Origin of the sequence: Mesorhizobium sp. M0045 (assembly GCF_040323385.1) — a bacterium.
GTDB lineage: Bacteria > Pseudomonadota > Alphaproteobacteria > Rhizobiales > Rhizobiaceae > Mesorhizobium.
Window position 1 is genome coordinate 124,966 of the sequence record NZ_JAMYUY010000009.1, and the last position, 18,967, is coordinate 143,932.

Genomic DNA, 18,967 nt, shown 5'->3' on the forward strand with positions numbered 1-18,967 from the left:
CACCCCAACACTACCCGCCGCGACCATCTGATCGACCCGATCTGGATAGGCCGGGCGCGGGGGTGCACACAGGGAGATTCTCGGCGAGGACGACGAGGCGGAAGAGGCGCTGGAGGTGAATACGGAGCCGACGCTGGGGGCGTAGGGGGGGCGGGGTAGCCCTTCGGTATGTGAGGTTCGGCGTCGGAAATCGCGTGTGCCTGCAGTGCAGTTCAGGCTGGCATGACCGGCCGCTTTGCGCCCAATACCAGTCACTACGACAGCGCCGTTCCTTCGCCAAAAGCGGCCATCACGAAATTCACAGGCCAAGCAACTTTACTCCCAAAGCAGAGGTCATCATCAGTGAAAGAAGTTTCGTTGACGATTGCTACTTCAGCGTAGCTAGAAGGTGCTCGGCAGCCTTAACATCCGCAGTGTCCTGGCCCTCAACGAAATGCTCCACGACTGGTTGCAAGAGCTCGCGAGCGCTATCCGCCTCCCTTCGCCCGGCCATCAGCGTCGCCATGTCGGTTGCGGTTCGCAACTCCCATGCCCGTGCGCGCTGACTTCGGCTCAACTCCAGTGCCTGCATGAGGTAGGCGGCAGCTTCATCACGGTTGCGCTCCGACTGGAGAATGAGGCTTCCCTTCATCCGGAGCAACTCCGGGAGGTACAATTGATCGCCGTTCTGTTCGACTTGACCAAGCGACTCGTCGATCAACGCAATGGCTTCATCAACCTGACCGGTCGCGGACAGTCCCCTAACTAGCGAGAGATTGAGCGGCGTCGTGAGCAATTCATAAGGCGCCGCGTGGAGCTTCTGAAGAGATGTCTGCAGGCCCTCGACGCCGCTTTTTGCATCGCCGTGACGGATCGCGACTTCGCTTTTGAAGCCCCGACCGACCAGCAGGTAAGGAGTCATGGAATGGGATTCCGCGCGAGCGATGAGCATATCTATGTACGCCTCGGCGCTCTTCAGGTCGCCGGTCCAAAGGAAGACCGATATCGCCCAGATCAACGCGATCGCCAACGTTAGAGAATGATCCATGGCGGCAGCCTCTTCGACGGCCTGTCGGGCGTGTGCCATGGCTTGATCCGGATGGCCTTGTAGCCAAAGGTTCCTCGCCAGGATGGCCCTGGCCAGGATTTTGCCTTCGAAGCCCAGATAGATCGTCGTGGTCCGCTGGGAGCGCGGCCCACGGTCGAGCGCCGCCTCCAGCTCTGCGCGGGCCTGCGCGAGGTCGCCTCGCAGGTGGAGCGAGATGCCCAGGATCGAGTGTGCCAGCGCGCTGGCGACCGAGTCGTCCAAGGTCGCGGCTGTGGCTGAACAACGCCTTGCAAACTCAAGGGCGGTTGCGAAATTGCCCGTCCGCAGATGGAACATGTTGAGCGGCCCCAACAGACGCACCCGGTCCAGCGGATTGCCGCGCTCCTCGGCGATCGCCAGGCTCCTCTCCAGAGCTACGCGCGCCCTGTCGCGTCCTCCCCGCATGAACATGAAGGACACGCCGAGGGCTGCCTGAAGATGCATCTCGTCAAGTCCGCCGCGGGCGGCATCGTCGAAAGCGAATATTGCTCTTTCAGACCAGCGATGACACTCCGGTAACAAGGACATTGCCAGGAAAACCGGCGCGACAGCGGTGGCGAGTCCGACGCCGATGTCGGCGTTTCCGCTGTCGCCGAAGCACCATTCCAAGGCAGCCCGGACATTGTTGATGGCGGCGAAGTGAGGCGCCCGCTCCTCACCGGTCGCCAGGCTTGGCCACTCGATCCCGGTCTGCTCCAGCCATCTCCGATAGTAGGCGGCGTGGCGCACTGCCAGATCGGCAGCCTCGGCGTCATCGATCGGGATGTCGAGAACGTAGGCGCGCGTCGTATCGAGGAGCCTGTAGCGCATCATTGCTCCGACCGGACGCGTCGCCACGATCGATTTGGCGACAAGACTGTCCATGGCGCCAAGGACGGTCGATCGGTCGAGGGTCGCGCTCGTCACCACCTCCAGTGCGGCATCGAGCGTGAAATGACCGACGAATACAGCGAGCCTGCGAAGCACCACGCGCTCAAGGTCGGTCAGGAGCCCCAAGCTCCAGTCTAGTGTCGCCTGCAGGGTTTGCTGACGCGGCGGCGCGGTCCGCGAACCGAGCCACAGCAGTGTCAGGCGTTGATCGAGAAGCGCGGCGGTCTGTTGCAGCCCATAGGATTCGACGCGCCTGGCCGCCAGTTCGATCGAGAGCGCCACGCCGTCGAGCTTTCGACAGATGCTTGCGATGAGCAGGGCTTCCGCATCGCTGACGTCCAAACGAGCGCCGCCTGCCACCGCTCGTTCGACGAACAGTTGGGTGGCCGGGAAGGTCTGGACAATGGCCGCCGTTAGTCCAGGTTCGTCGGGCGGATAGGCAAGCGCATCCAATCGATAGATATGCTCGCCCTCAACCCGAAGCACCTCGCGGCTCGTTGCCAGAATGTGGACCTGTGACGTCGCATCGACGATGCTTGCTGCCAAAGGCGCCACCGCATCCAAGAGATGCTCACAGGTATCGAGGATCAAGAGAATCCGCTTGTTGCGCAAGTAAGCGATTAGGTTGGGCGTGGCATCTTCTGTTTGAACGGACAGCCCAAGCATCGAGGCGACGGCTGTCGTCACCAGACCGGGATCACCGATCATTCCCAGATCGACGAACAGAACTGCCCCATAAAATGCGTCGATCAGATGATGCCCGACTGCGATCGCGACGGTGGTTTTACCGACACCGCCGGCGCCAACGATGGTGACGAACCGCGAAGCATTCAGCTGCGCCGACAGCTTGAGAACGTCCTCATCCCGCCCGACCATTCTGCTCAAGCGGTTTGGAAGATTCGCATGCGGAAACCCAGCGGCGATGAATGGGGCTTCGTCGTGTGTGCTTGATCGCGAGACCGGTGCAACGAAGCAATAGCCGCGCCCCGGAAGCGTCGCGATGTAACGCGCGCCATCCTTTCCATCGCCCAGCGCCTTGCGCAGCCCGGTCATGTGGAACCGCAGGCTGCCTTCCTCGACAACCACATCGGGCCAGACCCGCGACATCAGATCCTTCTTGCTGACGACTTCATTCGGCGCGGAAGTCAGGACGATGAGAATTTCAAGGGCGCGCGAGCCCAACTCTACGGGAGCGCCCTCTCTTGTCAGGAGCCTTTCACCCGCAGCCAAGCAGAAAGGGCCAAACGACAATCTGTCTTTGGCCTGACTTGCCCTTCTCGTCATGGCGTCTCTTCTTTTGGGAGCCGCCTGCACCCAGCGCCTCAGTTTAAGTCAAGGAACGCTCCCGCACCATAGGGAGTCTCCACTGTCTGGCCCCTCCTACCTGCTCAAAAAAGCGGCTGGCGGGCAGCGACTAACAAGAGCTCACGACGCATAACGGGCTAATCCCATCTCCCGGGGGTACGTCAAGCAGTGCAGATCGCATCCATCAACCCCAGGAGAGTCCCATGGACACGACCAGAACCTCCGAAACAATCGACCAGGATCGCCGGCGACTCTTGGGCACTGCCGCGGTCGGCATCGCCGCCGCAGGCGCCGCGAGCCTGCTCCCGTCACACAAGGCCGCCGCATCAACCAGCGATGACATCCGTCCCTTCACCGTTAGCTTCCCGCAGGAGGAGCTCACCGAGCTTCGCCGGCGCATCGTCGCTACGCGCTGGCCCGAGGGCGAGCTCGTATCCGACGAGGCCTCCCGGCGGATCTGGTCGACCCCTGCGACGGTAGGGCCAACGCAGGGCGTGCAACTCGCCACGATGCAGAAGCTCATGCAGTATTGGGGAACGGAATATGATTGGAGCAAATGCGAGGCGCGGTTGAAGGCGCTGCCGAATTTCGTCACCGAGATCGACGGCCTCGACATCCACTTCATCCACGTGAAATCCAAACATCGGGGCGCACTGCCTGTCATCATCACGCATGGCTGGCCCGGTTCGGTCATCGAACTCCTGAAGATCATCGATCCGTTCACCAATCCCACTGCGCACGGCGGTACCGCGGCCGACGCGTTCGACGTGGTGATCCCGTCGATGCCGGGCTACGGCTTTTCCGACAAGCCCACCGAAACCGGTTGGGATCCGGGGCGCATCGCGCGGGCGTGGATCGTGCTGATGAAACGCCTCGGCTACGACCGCTACGTCGCGCAGGGCGGCGATTGGGGAGCACTCATCACGGAACAGATGGCCCTGATCGCACCTCCCGAGCTGGTCGCCATCCACACGAATATGCCGGGGACCATTCCGCCGGAGATCGTGAAGGCGCTAGCCTCCGGCGGTCCGCCCCCCGCCGATCTTGGCCCCGACGAGAAGCGTGCCTACGAGCAGGTAGCGTTCTTCTACAAAAACGGCCTGGGCTACGCCAACGAGATGGCTCTTCGTCCGCAAACTCTCTACGGGATCGTCGATTCACCGGCCGGCCTGGCGGCGTGGATCCTCGACCACGATGCGGACAGTTATGCGCTGATCGCCCGTTCCTTCGATGGAGAGCCGGAGGGCCTTACCCGCGACGACATCCTCGACAACATCACGTTCTACTGGCTGACGAACACGGCGATCTCGTCGGCGCGTCTCTATTGGGAACATACGCAAACGGCGAAGGCTGGCTTCTTCGACGCCAAGGGCATCACAATTCCCGTCGGTGCGACTGCGAACCCCAGCGAAATCTACACCGCACCGAAGAGTTGGACCGAACGCGCGTTCCCGAAGCTTCTGCACTATGGCCGCACGGACAAGGGCTGCCATTTCGCCGCCTGGGAGCAGCCGAAGAGTTTCACCGATGAGGTGCGCGCAACATTCAAGACGTTGCAGACATGACGTGTTGGCGGGGGATGGCGCGCCGGACGCGCGTCATCTTCCGCCCAGCGATAGCTGCGTAGCGAACCTCCGAAGGGAGCGACTGCAATGAACCCCCTCATCAAGACGCTCGCCGCACTCGCGGCTTGCACTGTGCTCGCCACGGGCGCGTTTGCCCAGAGCACAGTCGTTCCCATCGACAACGAGCCCGCACCCAAGCTGATCGTGGAGCCGCCGCTTCCGGGTCCGCTGGCCGGCGGCGTCGTGTTCATCCCGTACCGGGTGGAGAACTTGCGCATCCTGCCTGTGGGCGGGGCGGCCGCGCGCAACGTGTCTCCGCGGGTCGGGCATCTGCACGTCACCGTCGACGACCTGCCTTGGGCGTGGGCGGACTACGGTCAAAGCAACACCATCATCTTGGTGGGAATGCCAAGCGGCCAGCACATAGTGCTGATCGAGGTGGTGGATCCAGAAGGCAAAGTCTTCACCAAACAAACGGTGACGTTCCACACTCCGGACAAGACGGTGCAGCCATGAGGCTCGACCAACTGGCGGCCCTGCTGGCATTCGGGCTTTGCGTCCTTTCCGCGCCCGCCTCCGCCAACCCAGTTGAGGATCGCTCGATCCGGCCCTTCAAAGTCTATGTGCCGCAAGCGCCGCTCGATGATCTTCGCAGTCGCATTGCGCAGACACGGTGGCCCGACCGGGAGACGGTCGATGACCAGTCGCAGGGCATACAGCTCGCGAAGATCAGGACGCTCGTCGAGTATTGGGGCACGGCCTACGACTGGCGGACAGCGGAAGCGAAGCTGAATTCCCTGCCCCAGTTCATGACCACGATCGACGGCGTGGAAATCCACTTCATTCACGTTCGCTCGAAACATCCCAATGCCCTGCCGCTGATCATGACGCATGGCTGGCCCGGCTCGGTGCTCGAACTGCTCAAGACCGTCGGCCCGCTCACCGATCCCACGGCGCATGGCGGTAGCCCGGAAGACGCGTTCGACCTCGTACTGCCGTCGTTGCCGGGTTTCGGCTTCTCCGGCAAACCCACAGATACTGGCTGGGGTACTGACCGCATTGCACGAGCCTGGGCAGAGCTGATGAAGCGCCTTGGCTACACAGATTACGTCGCCCAGGGCGGCGACTGGGGCTCTCCCGTTTCGAATGCAATGGGACGTCTGGCCCCGGCAGGCCTGCTCGGCATTCATGTCAACCTGCCGGCTGTCGTACCGCCAGAGATTGCCGCGGTGCTCGCCGCCGGCGGACCGGCGCCGTCGGGGCTCACGGACAAGGAGCGCGCGGCGTTCGATGCGCTCAGCATGGCCGCCAAGATGGGGAACAGATCCTACGCCACGATGATGGGCACCCGGCCCCAGACGATCGGTTACGCCATCAATGACTCCCCCGCAGGGCTCGCCGCTTGGATGCTCGGACATCCGGGCTTTTCGGGCTGGACCTACGACAAAAGCGACCCTGAAAAGTCGCCTGACGAAGTGCTGGACGATATCACGCTGTACTGGCTGACGAACACCGCCACCTCGTCCGGGCGAATTTACTGGGAGTACGGCGGCGGGCGCAGTCCCGTTTTTGCCGGCGCTGAAAAGACCAGCGAAGTCTCGCTGCCGGTGGCCATCACGGTCTTTCCGGGCGAAGGCTATCGGGCCCCCGAGACCTGGGCCCGGCGCGCCTACCCCAACCTGATCTACTTCCATGAGGTCGACAAAGGCGGCCACTTCGCCGCGTGGGAGCAGCCGGAGCTCTTTTCTGCCGAGTTGCGCGCCGCGTTCAGGCCGCTGCGGCAAACCAAACAACCACCTCACTCGAAAGGAACGACAAATGTCTCAAACCATGAAAACGCCCCATGACGAAAAGCGCGAAACTGCGACCGGGACCCTCAAAAAGCAGGCGCTCGACATGAAGCTCGAGGTCGTGGTCATCCCCGTCTCGGACGTCGATCGCGCCAAGAGCTTTTATAGCGGCCTGGGCTGGCGGCTCGACGGCGATTTCGTCGTCGGCGATACGTTCCGGGGTGTGCAGTTCACACCTCCGGGCTCGCCTGCCTCGATCCACTTCGGCACGGGGATCACGACGGCGGCGCCCGGCTCGGCAAGCGGACTTTATCTTGTCGTGTCGGACATCGAGGCGGCGCGCGTCGAGCTCATTGGCCACGGCGCCGAGGTCAGCGAGGCGTTTCACCGCACAGGTCCCGGCAGGCCGGCGGTCAAGGGGCGCGATCCCGAGCGGCGCAGCTACTCCTCGTTCGCTACGTTCAAGGACCCGGACGGCAACGAATGGCTGCTGCAGGAAATCACCACCCGCTTTCCCGGCCGGATCGACTCCAATGTCACGACCTACGCTTCCGGAGCGGATCTTGCTGCCGCGCTGCGACGCGCGTCGGAGGCCCACGGCGAGCACGAGAAGCGCAACGGCGGCCAGCGCGATGAGAACTGGCCGGACTGGTACGCGGAATACATGGTGGCTGAGCAGGCCGGCAAAGAGCTTCCGCTTTGAAGGATTCAGCGCGCAGCGCGCCGCCGAATCGTCTGCGCGGCGATATCGATCGAAACTGAAAAGGCGTCGTCGATGAAAGCAACCAAGCTGCTCGTCGCCGTGGCGCTCGCACTGGCAATCGGGGCTCCGATTGCCAGTTTTCTGGGAGACACGAATGTGGCTCAGCCGATAGCCTCCGCACCGATGAGGGTTCCGTTTCTTCACGGACTTTTCTCCCTCCAGTTTGAGGGTCAATCCGAGCTTGCTTCGCTTGGCGTGGCGAACGAGTGGATAAATTCGCCGCCGCTGACGGCGTCGGCTTTGCATGGCAAGGTCGTCCTCATCGATTTCTGGACCTACACCTGCATCAACTGGCTGCGCACGCTTCCCTACGTTCAGACCTGGGACGAGAAATACCGGAAGCATGGTTTGGTGGTGATCGGAATCCACGCGCCGGAGTTCGCGTTCGAAAAAGACCTGAACAACGTGCACCGGGCGGTGAAAGACCTGGGGATCGATTACCCGATCGCCGTCGACAATGACCATCTCATATGGCGGGCTTTCAGCAACCAGTACTGGCCGGCACTCTATTTCGTCGATTCGCGAGGACGCGTCCGGTATCACCACTTTGGCGAGGGCTCATACCAACAGTCGGAAATGGTCATCCAGGAATTGCTGACTGAGGCTGGCGCCGGCGGATTCGACCGTGAGCCTGTGTCGGTGGATGCCCGCGGCATCGAAGCCGCGGCCGATTGGGAGACCCTCAAGTCTCTGGAAAATTATCTCGGCTACGAACGCACCCAGAATTTTGCCTCCGGCGATGAAGCGGTCTTGGACGCGCCGCACATCTACGACGTGCCGGCGCGACTACCCCTGAATGAGTGGGGGCTGTCTGGCAGTTGGACGGTAAGGAAAGAAACCGCCGTACTGAACAAGTCCGATGGCCGCATCGCGTACCGTTTTCACGCGCGCGACCTTCATCTGGTCATGGGTCCGGCAGCGCCGGGAACGTCTGTGAGATTTCGCGTGCTGATCGACGGACAGCCGCCAGGCAAGGCTCGCGGCGTCGACGTCAATGAAAAGGGCGAAGGCGCAGTGACAGAGCAGCGCCTGTACCAACTGATCCGACAATCGAAACCCATCATCGATCGGCAGTTCGAGATCGAGTTTCTCGACTCAGGCGTGGAGGTCTTTGCATTCACGTTCGGCTGATCGCCCGCGCCAGGATAGAGGTTCCCAAATGCATTCGCTCAATACCCCGGATGAGATCGACCAAGATCGCCGTCGGTTCTTTGGCGCCGCCGCGATGGCTGTCGCCGCCACTCAGTTCGGCCTGATCGGCCCGGCACAAGCGCAACAGACGACTGGCGAGCCTGCGGCGTCCTTTGGGCCCTTGAAGCGGATCGAGGCCGGCGTGCTGAGCGTCGGCTATGCGGAACTTGGACCGACCGACGGCCCGCCCGTCATCCTGCTACATGGCTGGCCGTATGACATCCACACCTATGCCGATGTCGCTCCCCTGCTTGCCGCAAAGGGGTACCGCGTGATTGTGCCCTACCTGCGCGGATACGGCACGACCCGATTCTTGTCGGATGACACGATGCGCAACGGTCAGCAGTCTGCGATTGCCGTGGACGTTGTCGCCCTGATGGACGCGCTGGGCATCGAAAAGGCGACGATTGGCGGCTGCGACTGGGGCGCCCGCACCGCGAACATCATTGCCGCACTATGGCCTGAACGCTGCAAGGCGATGGTCTCCGTGAGCGGCTACCTCATCGGCAACCAGCAAGCCGGCAAGCTGCCGCTGCCACCCAAGGCCGAGCTGCAATGGTGGTATCAATATTACTTCGCCACCGATCGCGGCCGCGCCGGCTACGAGAAATACACACGGGATTTCGCCAGGCTGATCTGGCAACTCGCGTCGCCGCAGTGGAATTTCGACGATGCTACATTCGAGCGCAGCGCCGCAGCCTTCGACAATCCCGATCACGTGGCCATTGTGGTCCACAATTATCGCTGGCGGCTCGGACTCGCCGCCGGCGAGCAGCAATACGACGCGTTCGAGGAGCGACTCGCGCAGGCACCGGTCATCGGCGTGCCGACGGTCACCCTCGAAGGCGACGCCAATGGCGCGCCGCATCCGGACGCCAGCGTGTACGCCACGATGTTCCCGGCCAGATACGCGCATCGGGTCGTCACCGGCGGCATCGGGCACAACCTGCCGCAGGAAGCGCCGCAGGCCTTTGCCGATGCAGTTGTCGAAGCCGACGCCTGATGGAGTTCGCGGCAACCGCCCAAGCGGCGGTTACCGCTACCAGCAAAAGAATGCCAATGAGCCACATCGCAAGGGTTGTCTATACGGCCAGGACCGCAACCACGGGCAGCCGCGAAAATGGCGCCTCGCGCAGTTCCGACGGCCTTCTGGACATCTGGCTATCGACGCCTGGATCGGCGCGCATCGGCACCAATCCGGAGCAGTTGCTCGCGGCCGGCTGGTCGGCCAGCTTCGCAAGCGCAATCGCATCTGCGGCCCACGAACGAAAAATCGCGCTGCCTGCAGGGATGAGCATCGAGGCCGAGGTGAATCTGAACTACGGAGAAAACGGCCACTTTCTTAGCGTCCAACTGGATATTGCCGTGCCGAGTCTGGAGCGCGATATGGTACAAATTCTGGTGGATGAAGCGCACGAGATTTGTCCTTACTCCAAAGCGACACGGGGCAATATCGATGTCATAATGAGGATCGTCTGATTTGACCTACATCGCTCTTCGGCGTTGAAGCTTTTGGCACCTCGCTCCCAGTCTGTTCGGGGTCAGATCATGATCATGCCCACTCGACGTGAATGTCCGCTTTCGATATCCGCGGGCTCGAAGCTGCCGGTCCGTTGTCGGCCCCATCAACGACGTTTGAGACCTTGATGCTAGGCAATGCCGACGACCTCACCTACCCCCCAGCCAACCGCGGCAACAAAAAAATCTCCGCCCCCTCTGGCAATTCCTTCGACCACGTATCCCGATAAATCGTCCCGTCGATGGCGACGGCAATGCCCTTCTCGATCAAGGGCTCGAGGCCGGGATACTGTTCAGCCAGTTTCCTGAACAGCTCCCGAATATCCTTGGCCTCGATCTCGACCTTGCTCTTGCCTCCGGCGAGCGCGCCAAGCGATCCCCAGAGCGTTACTTCGACCATCAGCCTTCCCGTTCAGCCTCGATCGCCGCCAGGATGCGCGGCGGCGACATCGGGATATGCGTCATCCGCACGCCCGCGGCGTTCGACACCGCATTGGCGATCGCCGCCAGCGGCGGCACGATCGAGGTCTCGCCGACGCCGCGCACCCCGTAAGGATGGTTGGGATTGGGGATCTCGAGGATCTGCGTGTCGATCATCGGCAAGTCCGAGCAGACCGGAATGCGGTAATCCAGGAAGCCAGGGTTCTGCAGCCGCCCGTCCTTGCCGTAGATATACTCCTCGTTGAGCGCCCAGCCGATGCCTTGCGCGGCACCGCCCTGGTACTGCCCCTCGACATAGGTCGGATGCACCGCCTTGCCGGCGTCCTGAACGACGGTGTAGCGCAGCACCCTGGTCGAGCCTGTCTCGGGATCCACCTCGATATCGCAGATATGGGTGGCGAAGGAGACGCCGGCGCCGTCGGCGACGAGCTCGCTATGGCCTGCGATGGGTCCGCCCGTCTTTCCGGAAGCGGCCGCGATCTCCTTCAGCGACAGCGGCGAGAGGTTGCCGTGCGTCGCGCCCTTGGCAATCGCGTGACCCTCTTCCCAGACCACCTCGTCGACGGGTATGTCCCACATTTGCGCGGCGCGCTGCCTGAGGACCTTGATGGCGTTGCGAGCGGCGGAGATCGTCGCCATCGAAGACGAGAAGGTGCCGCGGCTGCCGTCCGTCATGTCGTTGTAGCCGAGGCTGGAGGTATCGGCGACCACCGTCTTGATCTGCTCATAGGGGATACCGAGCTCCTCCGCCGCCACCAGCGACAGCGACGCGCGGGAACCACCCACATCGACCGTGCCGACGGCAAGCGAGACCGAGCCATCCATGCCGATGTTGAGGTCGGTGCAGGTCTGGCCACCGAAGTTGAACCAGAAGCCGCAGGCCATGCCGCGGCCCTGATTCTTGCCGAGCGGCGCCTTCATGTGCGGATGGTTCTTCGCCGCCTCCAGCGTCGGCCCGATGCCGATCGGCCCATATACCGGGCCGTAGGACGATCTGGTGCCTTCCTGCGCCGCGTTCCTGATCCGAAACTCGACCGGGTCCATGCCGATCTCCTTGGCCAGCTCGTCGACCGCGCTTTCCACCGCAAACGCTGCCATCGGCGCCGAAGGCGCGCGATAGGCCGCGGTCTTGGGCCGGTTGACCAGCACTTCGTAGCCGACCGTCTTGACGTTCTCGAGCTTGTAGCAGGCAAAGGCGGTCATGGCGCCGATCTCGGCCCACATGCCGGCATAGGGGCCGCAGGAATAGCGCAGCGTCGCCTCGGCCGCCGTGATCGTGCCGTCCTTGCGGGCGCCGATCCGAACATCGATCGAGGTGGCGCTGGTCGGGCCGGAGGCGCGGAACACCTCGTCGCGCGTCATGACCAGCTTGACCGGCCGCCCGGCCTTGCGCGACAGCGCCAGCGCCACCGGCTCGGCCCAGACATGGGTCTTGCCGCCGAAACCGCCGCCGATCTCCGACGAGGTGACGCGCAGCTTCGAGGCTTCCATGCCAAGCAGCTGTGCACAGTGCTGGCGGTAGACAAAATGGCCTTGCGTACAGACCCAGAGGTCGGCGGTGCCGTCGGAGCTGACATTGGCGACGCAGGCATGCGGCTCGATATAACCCTGGTGCGTCTGCTCGGTCTTGAAGGAGCGTTCGACGACGAAATCGGCCTGGCCGAAGCCTTCATGGATGTCGCCATGGCCGTACTGGGTGCGCTTGGTGACGTTTGAAGGCTTGACGGGCTTTTCCTCGAGGCCCTCGGTGAAGATGGCGTCGTTGATCAGGGGTGCGGAGTGCTTCATCGCCTCGTCGACGTCGGTGACATGCGGCAGCACCTCGTAGTCGACCTCGATCAGCTTCAGTGCCTGCTTCGCCGTGCGGGCATCGACCGCAGCGACCGCGGCCACGGCATGGCCGTCATAGAGCGCTTTCTTGCGCGCCATGCAGTTGTCGAGGATGTCGTACATGGCGGCATCGCCGTCGGTCAGGTCGGGCAGGTCGGCCGCGGTGATCACCGCCTTGACGCCGGCGAGCTTCTCCGCCTTCGACGTGTCGATCTTCCTGATCGTGGCATGCGCATGAGGACTTCTGAGAACGCGCCCGACCAGTTGCCCGGCCATGTTGAAGTCGGCGCCGTAGCGTGCGCGGCCCGTCACCTTGTCGACACCATCGGGACGAATGGGACGCGTGCCGACAGAGGTGAAATTGCGTCCGGAGTAACGCGGATCGAAATTCATCGTCATGCTCCCTTCATCACGCTTGTTTCATTACGATGGCGGCGTCCTGGACGGCGCGCACGATCTTGTCATAGCCGGTGCAGCGGCAGAGGTTCCCGGCGAGGCCGAAGCGGATCTCCTCCTCGGTTGGATCGGGGTTCTTGGCCAAAAGGTCCTTGGCCGCCATGAGGAAGCCCGGCGTGCAGACGCCGCATTGAAGTGCGGCGTGCTCCAGGAATTTCTGCTGCAGCGGATGCAGCCTGTCGCCATGCGCCATGCCCTCGATGGTCTCGAGGTGCCGGCCCTCGGCTTCCGCACCGAGCACCAGGCACGAGCACACCAGCCGGTCGTCGAGGATGATGCTGCAGGCGCCGCAGTCGCCAGTGCCGCAGCCTTCCTTGGCGCCCGTCAGCCCCAGGCGATCGCGCAGGACATCAAGCAGCGTCTCGTCCGGCTGGCAAAGGAACTCGACATTGTCGCCGTTGATTGTCGTTGATACTGCCACACCAGCCATCATTTGCCTCCTGCACGTGCATAGGCGGTCGTGGCGGCCCGCTTGGCCAGCACACCCGCAACTTTCCGTCTGAATTCGATAGTGCCTCGCTTGTCGTCGATCGGACGGCAGGCACCCGAGCAGACCTTGGCGAGCCTTTCCAGCGTGGCTTCGTCCAGCTTGGAGCCGATGAGAACCTCGGCGGCCTCCTCGACCAGAACCACCGTCGGCGCCACGGCGCCCAGCGCCAGGCGGGCGGATTTGACGCGACCTTGCTCATCGAGCGTCAGGTTCACGCCGGCGCTGACCACCGCGATGTCCATCTCGGTGCGTGGAATGAAACGCAGATAGGCATCGCCCGAACGCGGCAGACGTTTGTCGAGCAGGATTGCCTCGATGATCTCGCCCTTTGCCAGCGACGTCTTGCCCGGCCCAGTCGGCACCGCTTCCACGGCAATCGTGCGCCTGGTTCCCGGGCCGACGACCACCGCCTTGGCGCCAGCGGCCACCAGCGCCGGCACGCTGTCGGCGGCCGGCGAGGCGTTGCAGAGATTGCCGACGATGGTGCAGCGTCCCTGCACCTGCTTGGAGCCAATCAGCTTGGCCGCTTCGACGACGCCGGGCCATGCCTTCTGCAGGGCCGTGTTCTCGCCCAGCACGGCGCATGGGACCGCCGCGCCGATGCTGAAGCCCTCGGCTGTTTCCCTGATCTCGCCAAGCCCGTCGATCGCCTTGATGTCGACGATCAGGTCGGGTTCGATAAAGCCGCCCTTCATTCTCACCAGGAGGTCGCTGCCTCCGGCGAGGATGGCGGCCGTGCCGGCTGAGTCGGCCAACAGGCCGGCGGCGTCTTCAATTGAAAGCGGACGTATGTAACGCATCGTCTCCCCTTACTGGTCATAGTCACATCAACTGATATAACCGTCTCTCGACAATGGCCATCCTGTTCGTGCATTCGCGGATTGGGCCAGGCGCCGCAATTTCATTTTGCTCGTCCAACTGGACGCACCGCCAGCCACTAATGCTCGATCGGCCCCTTCGGCATGACCAGCGCCGTGCCAGCGGTCGTCGGGCGCTCGATCATGCGGCGGACGCGCGGTGGCTCGTTGCCGCTGTGCAGCGCCCTTATACGCTCGCCGATGACGGCGTCCGCGTAGGTGGCGCGCCTGTTGTGGCGGATATATTCGACCCAGGTCGGCGTGTGGTAGTGCTCGATCCATATCGACGGATTTTCAAGATCGCGCGCCAATGTCCAGTTGCGGGCGCCGTCACGGCGGCGGATGCGGCCGCGCTCGGCCATGGTGGCGAGGAATTCCGGCACGTCCTCGTTACGGATGATATATTCGATCATGATGGCGATTGGACCGCTGCGCGGCTTGAGATCAAGCGCCAGATGCGGCTCCTGGAAGCGGTTGAGCGGATCGAGGTTGAGCACAGCCTGCTGCGGCAGCGGCAGCAGCAGGCCGATGGCACCGCCCGCCAGCATGGCGACGCTGGCCGCCATCAGGGCGACTTCGGCGCCATGCGCGTCGGCGACGACGCCCCAGACCCAGCTGCCGAGCGCGATGCCGCCGAAGGTCGCGGTCTGGTAGACCGAAAGCACGCGGCCGACCACCCAGCGCGGCGTCGACATCTGTACGGTGACGTTGAAGTGCGACAGCGCCGTCACCCAGCAGGCGCCGCCGACCAGCAGGCCGAGCGACGTCTGCCAGGCATGATTGCTGACGGCGGCGTTGAAGGCGCAGACGGCGAAACCGGCGAATGCCGTGCGCACCATGGTTTCGCTGGACAGCAGCTGCCGCAGCCTGACGCTGATCAGCGCGCCGCCGACGGCGCCGATGCCGAAGGCGCCGAGCATGATGCCGTAGCTCAGGGCATCACCCTTGACGACGTCACGCGCGACCAGCGGCAGCAATGCCAGGACCGCGCCGGCGCTGAAGCCGAAAGCGGAGCTCCTGACCAGCACCTTGCCGATGTTAGGCGACATGGCGACGTAGCGCAGGCCGGCGCCCATTGCGGCGCCCAGCGTCTCGCGCGGCAAGGTCGATGCCGGCAGTTCCGGCTTCCAGCGGGCCAGCACGACGATGAGGCCGACATAGCTCAGCGTGTTGACGGCGAAGGCCGCGGCGGCACCTGCCGCGGCAACGATGATACCACCGATCGCCGGGCCGACGCTGCGCGTCAGGTTGAAGCCCATCGAGTTGAGCGCGATCGCCGCCGGCACCTTGGTGCGAGGCACCATGTCACCGACCGAGGCCTGCCAGGACGGGCTGTTGAGCGCGGTGCCGCTGTCGATCAGGAAGGTGAAGGCGAGCAGCGTCCACGGCGTCATCAGGTCGAGATAGGTGAAGACGGTCAGAAGAGCCGAGACGACGAGCATGAAGATCTGCGCGATCAGCATGATTTTGCGCCGGTTGAAGCTGTCGGCGATAGCGCCGGCCAGCAGCGCAAACAGCATGATCGGCAAGGTGGTCGAGGCCTGGACCAATGCCACCTGGTAGGACGAGGTGGCGATCGTCGTCATCATCCAGGCGGCGCCGACGCCCTGGATGAGGCCGCCGAAATTGGAGACGAGGCTGGCGGACCACACCGCCCGGAAGATGCCGTGCCGGAACGGCGCCAGCGCCGAGGCGCTTTCGCTTTCCGGTGTGTCGTCCCTCATAAATGCTTTCCCGGGCTCAAACGCGTTTGTTCTTCCGATGAATTCGGCCCCTCAAAGCCATGGATTCAAAAAATAGAACATCATTTCGCAAAGGGCGAACGCATTCTGGAAAAACATCATGGTCCAACAACACGATAGCGCCGGCCCGCCGTGGCGCTCGCCGCGCCGAGTGCGCCATATGAGTTGCGGGCACCGGCAGCGCCTCTAGCGGTCCTCGAAGCCGGTCAGCACGCCGACGGCGTTGATGCCGATCTCCTCGACGGCGTAGCCGCCTTCCATGACGAACAGCGTCGGCAGGCCGAGCCTGGCGATGCGGCGGCCGATCCTGGGATAGTCGCGCGTTTTCAGCTTGAACTGGCTGATCGGGTCCTTCTCGAAGGTGTCGACGCCGAGCGAAACCACGACGACGTCAGGAGCATAAGCCGAAAGCCTCGTGCAGGCGTCCTCAAGTGAGGCGTTCCACACCTCCCAGCCGGTGCCGAAGGGCATCGGATAATTGTCGTTGAAGCCTTCGCCGTCGCCCTCGCCGCGTTCGTCGGCATGGCCGAGGAAGAAGGGATATTCGGTCATCGGATCGCCATGCAGGTTCAGCACCTGAACGTCGCCGCGGCGGTAGAAGATCTCCTGGGTGCCGTTGCCGTGGTGATAATCGACGTCGAGGATCGACACGCGCCCGGCGCCATGGTCGCGAAACCATTGCGCGGCGACGGCGGCGTTGTTGATGAAACAGTAGCCGCCCATGAAGGCCGCGCCGGCATGGTGCCCCGGCGGGCGGCAGAGCGCGAAGGCCGAAGGCTCGCCGGCCTTGACCAACGCGGCGGCGGTCAGAGCGACGTCATAGGACGACTTGATCGCGTCCCATGTACCTTTGACGAACGTCGCGCCGCCATCGAAGGAGTAGAAGCCGAGCAGCGCATCGATGCCTTTCGGGCGCACGTCGCCGCGCAGGCCGCGCGTCGGCCAGGTGAAGGGAATCGCCGAACCGCTGCGGCCCGATGCTTCCCAGAGCGGCCATACGGTCGGCAGGAAATCGATGTAGTCGCTGGCATGCACCTTCCTGGCGGCGACGAGGTCGTGGATTTCCGGCGGCAGGATCGGACCGAGCTTTTCGCTCTCCACCCGCGCCCTGATGAACTCGGCGCGCGAAGGCTTTTCAAATGCGGGCACGATGGCGCCGGCGATCAATTCGACATTGCCGGAATGGCCGGCATGGAGAGGCGAAAAAACAGTCTTCATGAATTGTTCCGTGGTGAGACGCGGCGACCCTAACCGTCCCGCATGGCCCTTCACAAGGCGCTGGGCCAACCAGCCATGGCTTGCTGGCCCGGCAGCCGGTCGTCTAGCCTGCCGGCAGCGCAACCGAACCGCGGGTAATCATGAGTTCAAATGCCGACCTGATCGTCACCAATGCCCGTGTGCTGACCATGGACGAAGGCAATCCGACGGCCGAGGCGGTGGCGATAAAGGACGGCAACATCCTGGCGGTTGGCGATCGCCGGACGATCGAGGCGCTGAAAGGGCCGGCCACGAAGGTCATCGATGCGCAAGGCGGGTCGGTGGTGCCGGGCTTCATCGAAGCGCATATGCATCTTTTCGGCGGCGCGGCCGAACTCGACAATCTGCACCTTCAGGGCGTGCATGGCTTCCATGCGCTGAGGGAAGCGATCCGTGCCTATGCGGCGGCACGACCGTACGCCAAGCTGCTGCTTGGGGCCGGCGTCGACTACACCATCCTCTCCAGGGAAGAGCCGGTCACCCGCCACCATCTCGACCGCATCATCCCCGATCGGCCGTTCGCGATGTCGGCTTCCGATCACCACACGATGTGGGCCAATACCAAGGCGCTGGAGCTGGCCGGCATCCTGCACGGCAAGCAACTCGGGCCCGGCAACGAGATCGTCATGGGCGCCGACGGCCTCGCGGCCGGCGAATTGCGCGAGGGCGAGGCGTTCGGGCCGATCCTCGAGCTTTCCGGGCAGAACCGCGTGCGGCTCGGCCTTGCGACAGGCGGCGAGCCCGACCCTTATCCTTCCGCCGCCGAAGTCGCGGCCGATCGCGACCTCATGCGTCGCGGGCTGGAATGGTGCGCCCGCCACGGCATCACCTCGATCCAGAACATGGACGGCAACCTCTACCAGCTCGAGCTGCTTGCCGGTTTGGAGCAGGAAGGGCGGCTGCTCTGTCGCACCAAGATACCTTTTCATTTCAAGAACTTCATGACGCTTGACAGGCTGGAAAAAGCGTCGAGGATGGCCTCCGCCTACCGATCGGAATGGCTGTCGTCCGGCATGGTCAAGATGTTTTACGACGGCGTGCTGGAAGGCTGGACCGCGGTCATGGTCGATGACTATGCCGACCGGCCGGGCTGGCGCGGTGAGCCGCTGTTCACGCCGGAGCATTTCGCCGAGGTGGCGCTGGAGGCCGACCGACGCGGCCTGCAGATCGCCGTGCATTCGATAGGCGACGGCGCGGTGCGCGCGGTTCTGGACGGCTACGAGGCGGCGCGGCGGAAGAACGGCAGGCGCGACAGCCGGCACCGCGTCGAGCACATCGAGGTCATCACCGGCGCCGACGTGCCACGCTTCGCCGAACTTGGCGTCATCGCCTCGATGCAGCCGCCGCACCCGCCCGGCGCAATGGACTTCCCGCTGGAACCGACGCTTTCGCGCATCGGCCGCGAAAGATGGCCGCTCAGCTATGCCTGGCGGACGCTGAAGCAGGCGGGCGCGCATGTCGTTTTCGCTTCCGACTGGCCGGTGTCGCGGGTCGACCCGATCTTGGGCATTCAGGCGGCGATGCTGCGCAAACCGTGGGCAGAAGGCGACCCCGACCAGAGCTTCTCGCTGATCGAGGCGCTTGCCGGCTACACGGTCGAAGGCGCCTATGCCGAATTCATGGAGCACCGTAAGGGCCGGCTGAAACCAGGCTATCTGGCCGATCTGGTGGTGCTGTCGGCCGATATCGAGGCAACTGAACCGGCTTCCTTGCACAAGCTGCATCCGGTCAGCACCATCTGCGGCGGCAAGATCACTTATCAGGTTTGATGATGGCGCTGACGATGGCACGGAGCTTGCGTTTTGAACCGAGGCCCAGATGCACGG

15 protein-coding genes are annotated in these 18,967 nt (G+C 63.6%); 8 read left to right on the forward strand and 7 right to left on the reverse strand.

The window, feature by feature from the left end:
- Positions 1 to 367: 367 nt before the first annotated feature.
- The gene (locus NKJ72_RS16600) at positions 368 to 3,220 is read right to left on the reverse strand and encodes an ATP-binding protein (RefSeq protein ID WP_352478272.1); all 2,853 of its coding nucleotides are present in this window, start codon (positions 3,218 to 3,220) and stop codon (positions 368 to 370) included.
- A 224-nt stretch (positions 3,221 to 3,444) separates the two neighbouring features.
- On the opposite strand from NKJ72_RS16600, the gene NKJ72_RS16605 reads away from it, so the two are divergent.
- The 7 genes from NKJ72_RS16605 (at position 3,445) to NKJ72_RS16635 (ending at position 10,029) form a co-directional block, all read left to right on the forward strand.
- The gene (locus NKJ72_RS16605; RefSeq protein ID WP_352478274.1) at positions 3,445 to 4,806 is read left to right on the forward strand and encodes an epoxide hydrolase family protein; all 1,362 of its coding nucleotides are present in this window, start codon (positions 3,445 to 3,447) and stop codon (positions 4,804 to 4,806) included.
- Between the two features lie 87 nt (positions 4,807 to 4,893).
- A complete protein-coding gene (locus NKJ72_RS16610; RefSeq protein ID WP_352478276.1) occupies positions 4,894 to 5,322 on the forward strand; it encodes a DUF6130 family protein in 429 nt (142 codons plus the stop codon).
- The gene (locus NKJ72_RS16615) at positions 5,319 to 6,653 is read left to right on the forward strand and encodes an epoxide hydrolase family protein (RefSeq protein ID WP_352478277.1); all 1,335 of its coding nucleotides are present in this window, start codon (positions 5,319 to 5,321) and stop codon (positions 6,651 to 6,653) included. Before NKJ72_RS16610 ends, NKJ72_RS16615 begins: the two co-directional genes overlap by 4 nt.
- Positions 6,654 to 6,702: 49 nt before the next feature.
- Positions 6,703 to 7,299: a VOC family protein gene (locus tag NKJ72_RS16620; protein ID WP_352478279.1), complete on the forward strand. Its 597-nt coding sequence runs from the start codon at positions 6,703 to 6,705 to the stop codon at positions 7,297 to 7,299.
- A gap of 72 nt (positions 7,300 to 7,371) precedes the next feature.
- A complete protein-coding gene (locus tag NKJ72_RS16625; RefSeq protein WP_352478281.1) occupies positions 7,372 to 8,490 on the forward strand; it encodes a redoxin domain-containing protein in 1,119 nt (372 codons plus the stop codon).
- A gap of 28 nt (positions 8,491 to 8,518) precedes the next feature.
- Positions 8,519 to 9,553, forward strand: coding sequence for an alpha/beta fold hydrolase (locus NKJ72_RS16630; RefSeq protein ID WP_352478283.1), 1,035 nt, complete (start codon positions 8,519 to 8,521; stop codon positions 9,551 to 9,553).
- A gap of 56 nt (positions 9,554 to 9,609) precedes the next feature.
- Positions 9,610 to 10,029, forward strand: coding sequence for an Ohr family peroxiredoxin (locus tag NKJ72_RS16635; protein ID WP_352478285.1), 420 nt, complete (start codon positions 9,610 to 9,612; stop codon positions 10,027 to 10,029).
- Between the two features lie 193 nt (positions 10,030 to 10,222).
- On the opposite strand, the gene NKJ72_RS16640 is transcribed toward NKJ72_RS16635, so the two are convergent.
- The 6 genes from NKJ72_RS16640 to NKJ72_RS16665 form a co-directional block, all read right to left on the reverse strand.
- Positions 10,223 to 10,468, reverse strand: a complete 246-nt coding sequence (locus NKJ72_RS16640; protein ID WP_126043243.1) for a MoaD/ThiS family protein — start codon at positions 10,466 to 10,468, stop codon at positions 10,223 to 10,225.
- Positions 10,468 to 12,732 carry a xanthine dehydrogenase family protein molybdopterin-binding subunit gene (locus NKJ72_RS16645; protein ID WP_352478430.1) on the reverse strand — a complete coding sequence of 755 codons (2,265 nt, stop codon included), beginning with the start codon at positions 12,730 to 12,732 and terminating at the stop codon, positions 10,468 to 10,470. Before NKJ72_RS16645 ends, NKJ72_RS16640 begins: the two co-directional genes overlap by 1 nt.
- A gap of 16 nt (positions 12,733 to 12,748) precedes the next feature.
- Complete coding sequence (locus NKJ72_RS16650) at positions 12,749 to 13,225, reverse strand: (2Fe-2S)-binding protein (RefSeq protein ID WP_352478287.1); 477 nt, start codon at positions 13,223 to 13,225, stop codon at positions 12,749 to 12,751.
- Positions 13,225 to 14,085, reverse strand: a complete 861-nt coding sequence (locus NKJ72_RS16655; protein WP_352478289.1) for an FAD binding domain-containing protein — start codon at positions 14,083 to 14,085, stop codon at positions 13,225 to 13,227. Before NKJ72_RS16655 ends, NKJ72_RS16650 begins: the two co-directional genes overlap by 1 nt.
- A 137-nt stretch (positions 14,086 to 14,222) precedes the next feature.
- Positions 14,223 to 15,866, reverse strand: a complete 1,644-nt coding sequence (locus tag NKJ72_RS16660; RefSeq protein ID WP_352478291.1) for an MFS transporter — start codon at positions 15,864 to 15,866, stop codon at positions 14,223 to 14,225.
- 204 nt (positions 15,867 to 16,070) lie between these two features.
- Complete coding sequence (locus NKJ72_RS16665; RefSeq protein ID WP_352478293.1) at positions 16,071 to 17,102, reverse strand: histone deacetylase family protein; 1,032 nt, start codon at positions 17,100 to 17,102, stop codon at positions 16,071 to 16,073.
- Between the two features lie 140 nt (positions 17,103 to 17,242).
- On the opposite strand from NKJ72_RS16665, the gene NKJ72_RS16670 reads away from it, so the two are divergent.
- Positions 17,243 to 18,910, forward strand: a complete 1,668-nt coding sequence (locus NKJ72_RS16670; RefSeq protein ID WP_352478295.1) for an amidohydrolase — start codon at positions 17,243 to 17,245, stop codon at positions 18,908 to 18,910.
- Positions 18,911 to 18,967: the final 57 nt, after the last annotated feature.

Coding starts and splice junctions, on each gene's coding strand:
- NKJ72_RS16600 (WP_352478272.1), bottom strand. CDS start 3,220: ATGACGAGAAGGGCAAGTCAGGCCAAAGACAGATTGTCGTTTGGCCCT.
- NKJ72_RS16605 (WP_352478274.1), top strand. CDS start 3,445: ATGGACACGACCAGAACCTCCGAAACAATCGACCAGGATCGCCGGCGA.
- NKJ72_RS16610 (WP_352478276.1), top strand. CDS start 4,894: ATGAACCCCCTCATCAAGACGCTCGCCGCACTCGCGGCTTGCACTGTG.
- NKJ72_RS16615 (WP_352478277.1), top strand. CDS start 5,319: ATGAGGCTCGACCAACTGGCGGCCCTGCTGGCATTCGGGCTTTGCGTC.
- NKJ72_RS16620 (WP_352478279.1), top strand. CDS start 6,703: ATGAAGCTCGAGGTCGTGGTCATCCCCGTCTCGGACGTCGATCGCGCC.
- NKJ72_RS16625 (WP_352478281.1), top strand. CDS start 7,372: ATGAAAGCAACCAAGCTGCTCGTCGCCGTGGCGCTCGCACTGGCAATC.
- NKJ72_RS16630 (WP_352478283.1), top strand. CDS start 8,519: ATGCATTCGCTCAATACCCCGGATGAGATCGACCAAGATCGCCGTCGG.
- NKJ72_RS16635 (WP_352478285.1), top strand. CDS start 9,610: ATGAGCCACATCGCAAGGGTTGTCTATACGGCCAGGACCGCAACCACG.
- NKJ72_RS16640 (WP_126043243.1), bottom strand. CDS start 10,468: ATGGTCGAAGTAACGCTCTGGGGATCGCTTGGCGCGCTCGCCGGAGGC.
- NKJ72_RS16645 (WP_352478430.1), bottom strand. CDS start 12,732: ATGAATTTCGATCCGCGTTACTCCGGACGCAATTTCACCTCTGTCGGC.
- NKJ72_RS16650 (WP_352478287.1), bottom strand. CDS start 13,225: ATGGCTGGTGTGGCAGTATCAACGACAATCAACGGCGACAATGTCGAG.
- NKJ72_RS16655 (WP_352478289.1), bottom strand. CDS start 14,085: ATGCGTTACATACGTCCGCTTTCAATTGAAGACGCCGCCGGCCTGTTG.
- NKJ72_RS16660 (WP_352478291.1), bottom strand. CDS start 15,866: ATGAGGGACGACACACCGGAAAGCGAAAGCGCCTCGGCGCTGGCGCCG.
- NKJ72_RS16665 (WP_352478293.1), bottom strand. CDS start 17,102: ATGAAGACTGTTTTTTCGCCTCTCCATGCCGGCCATTCCGGCAATGTC.
- NKJ72_RS16670 (WP_352478295.1), top strand. CDS start 17,243: ATGAGTTCAAATGCCGACCTGATCGTCACCAATGCCCGTGTGCTGACC.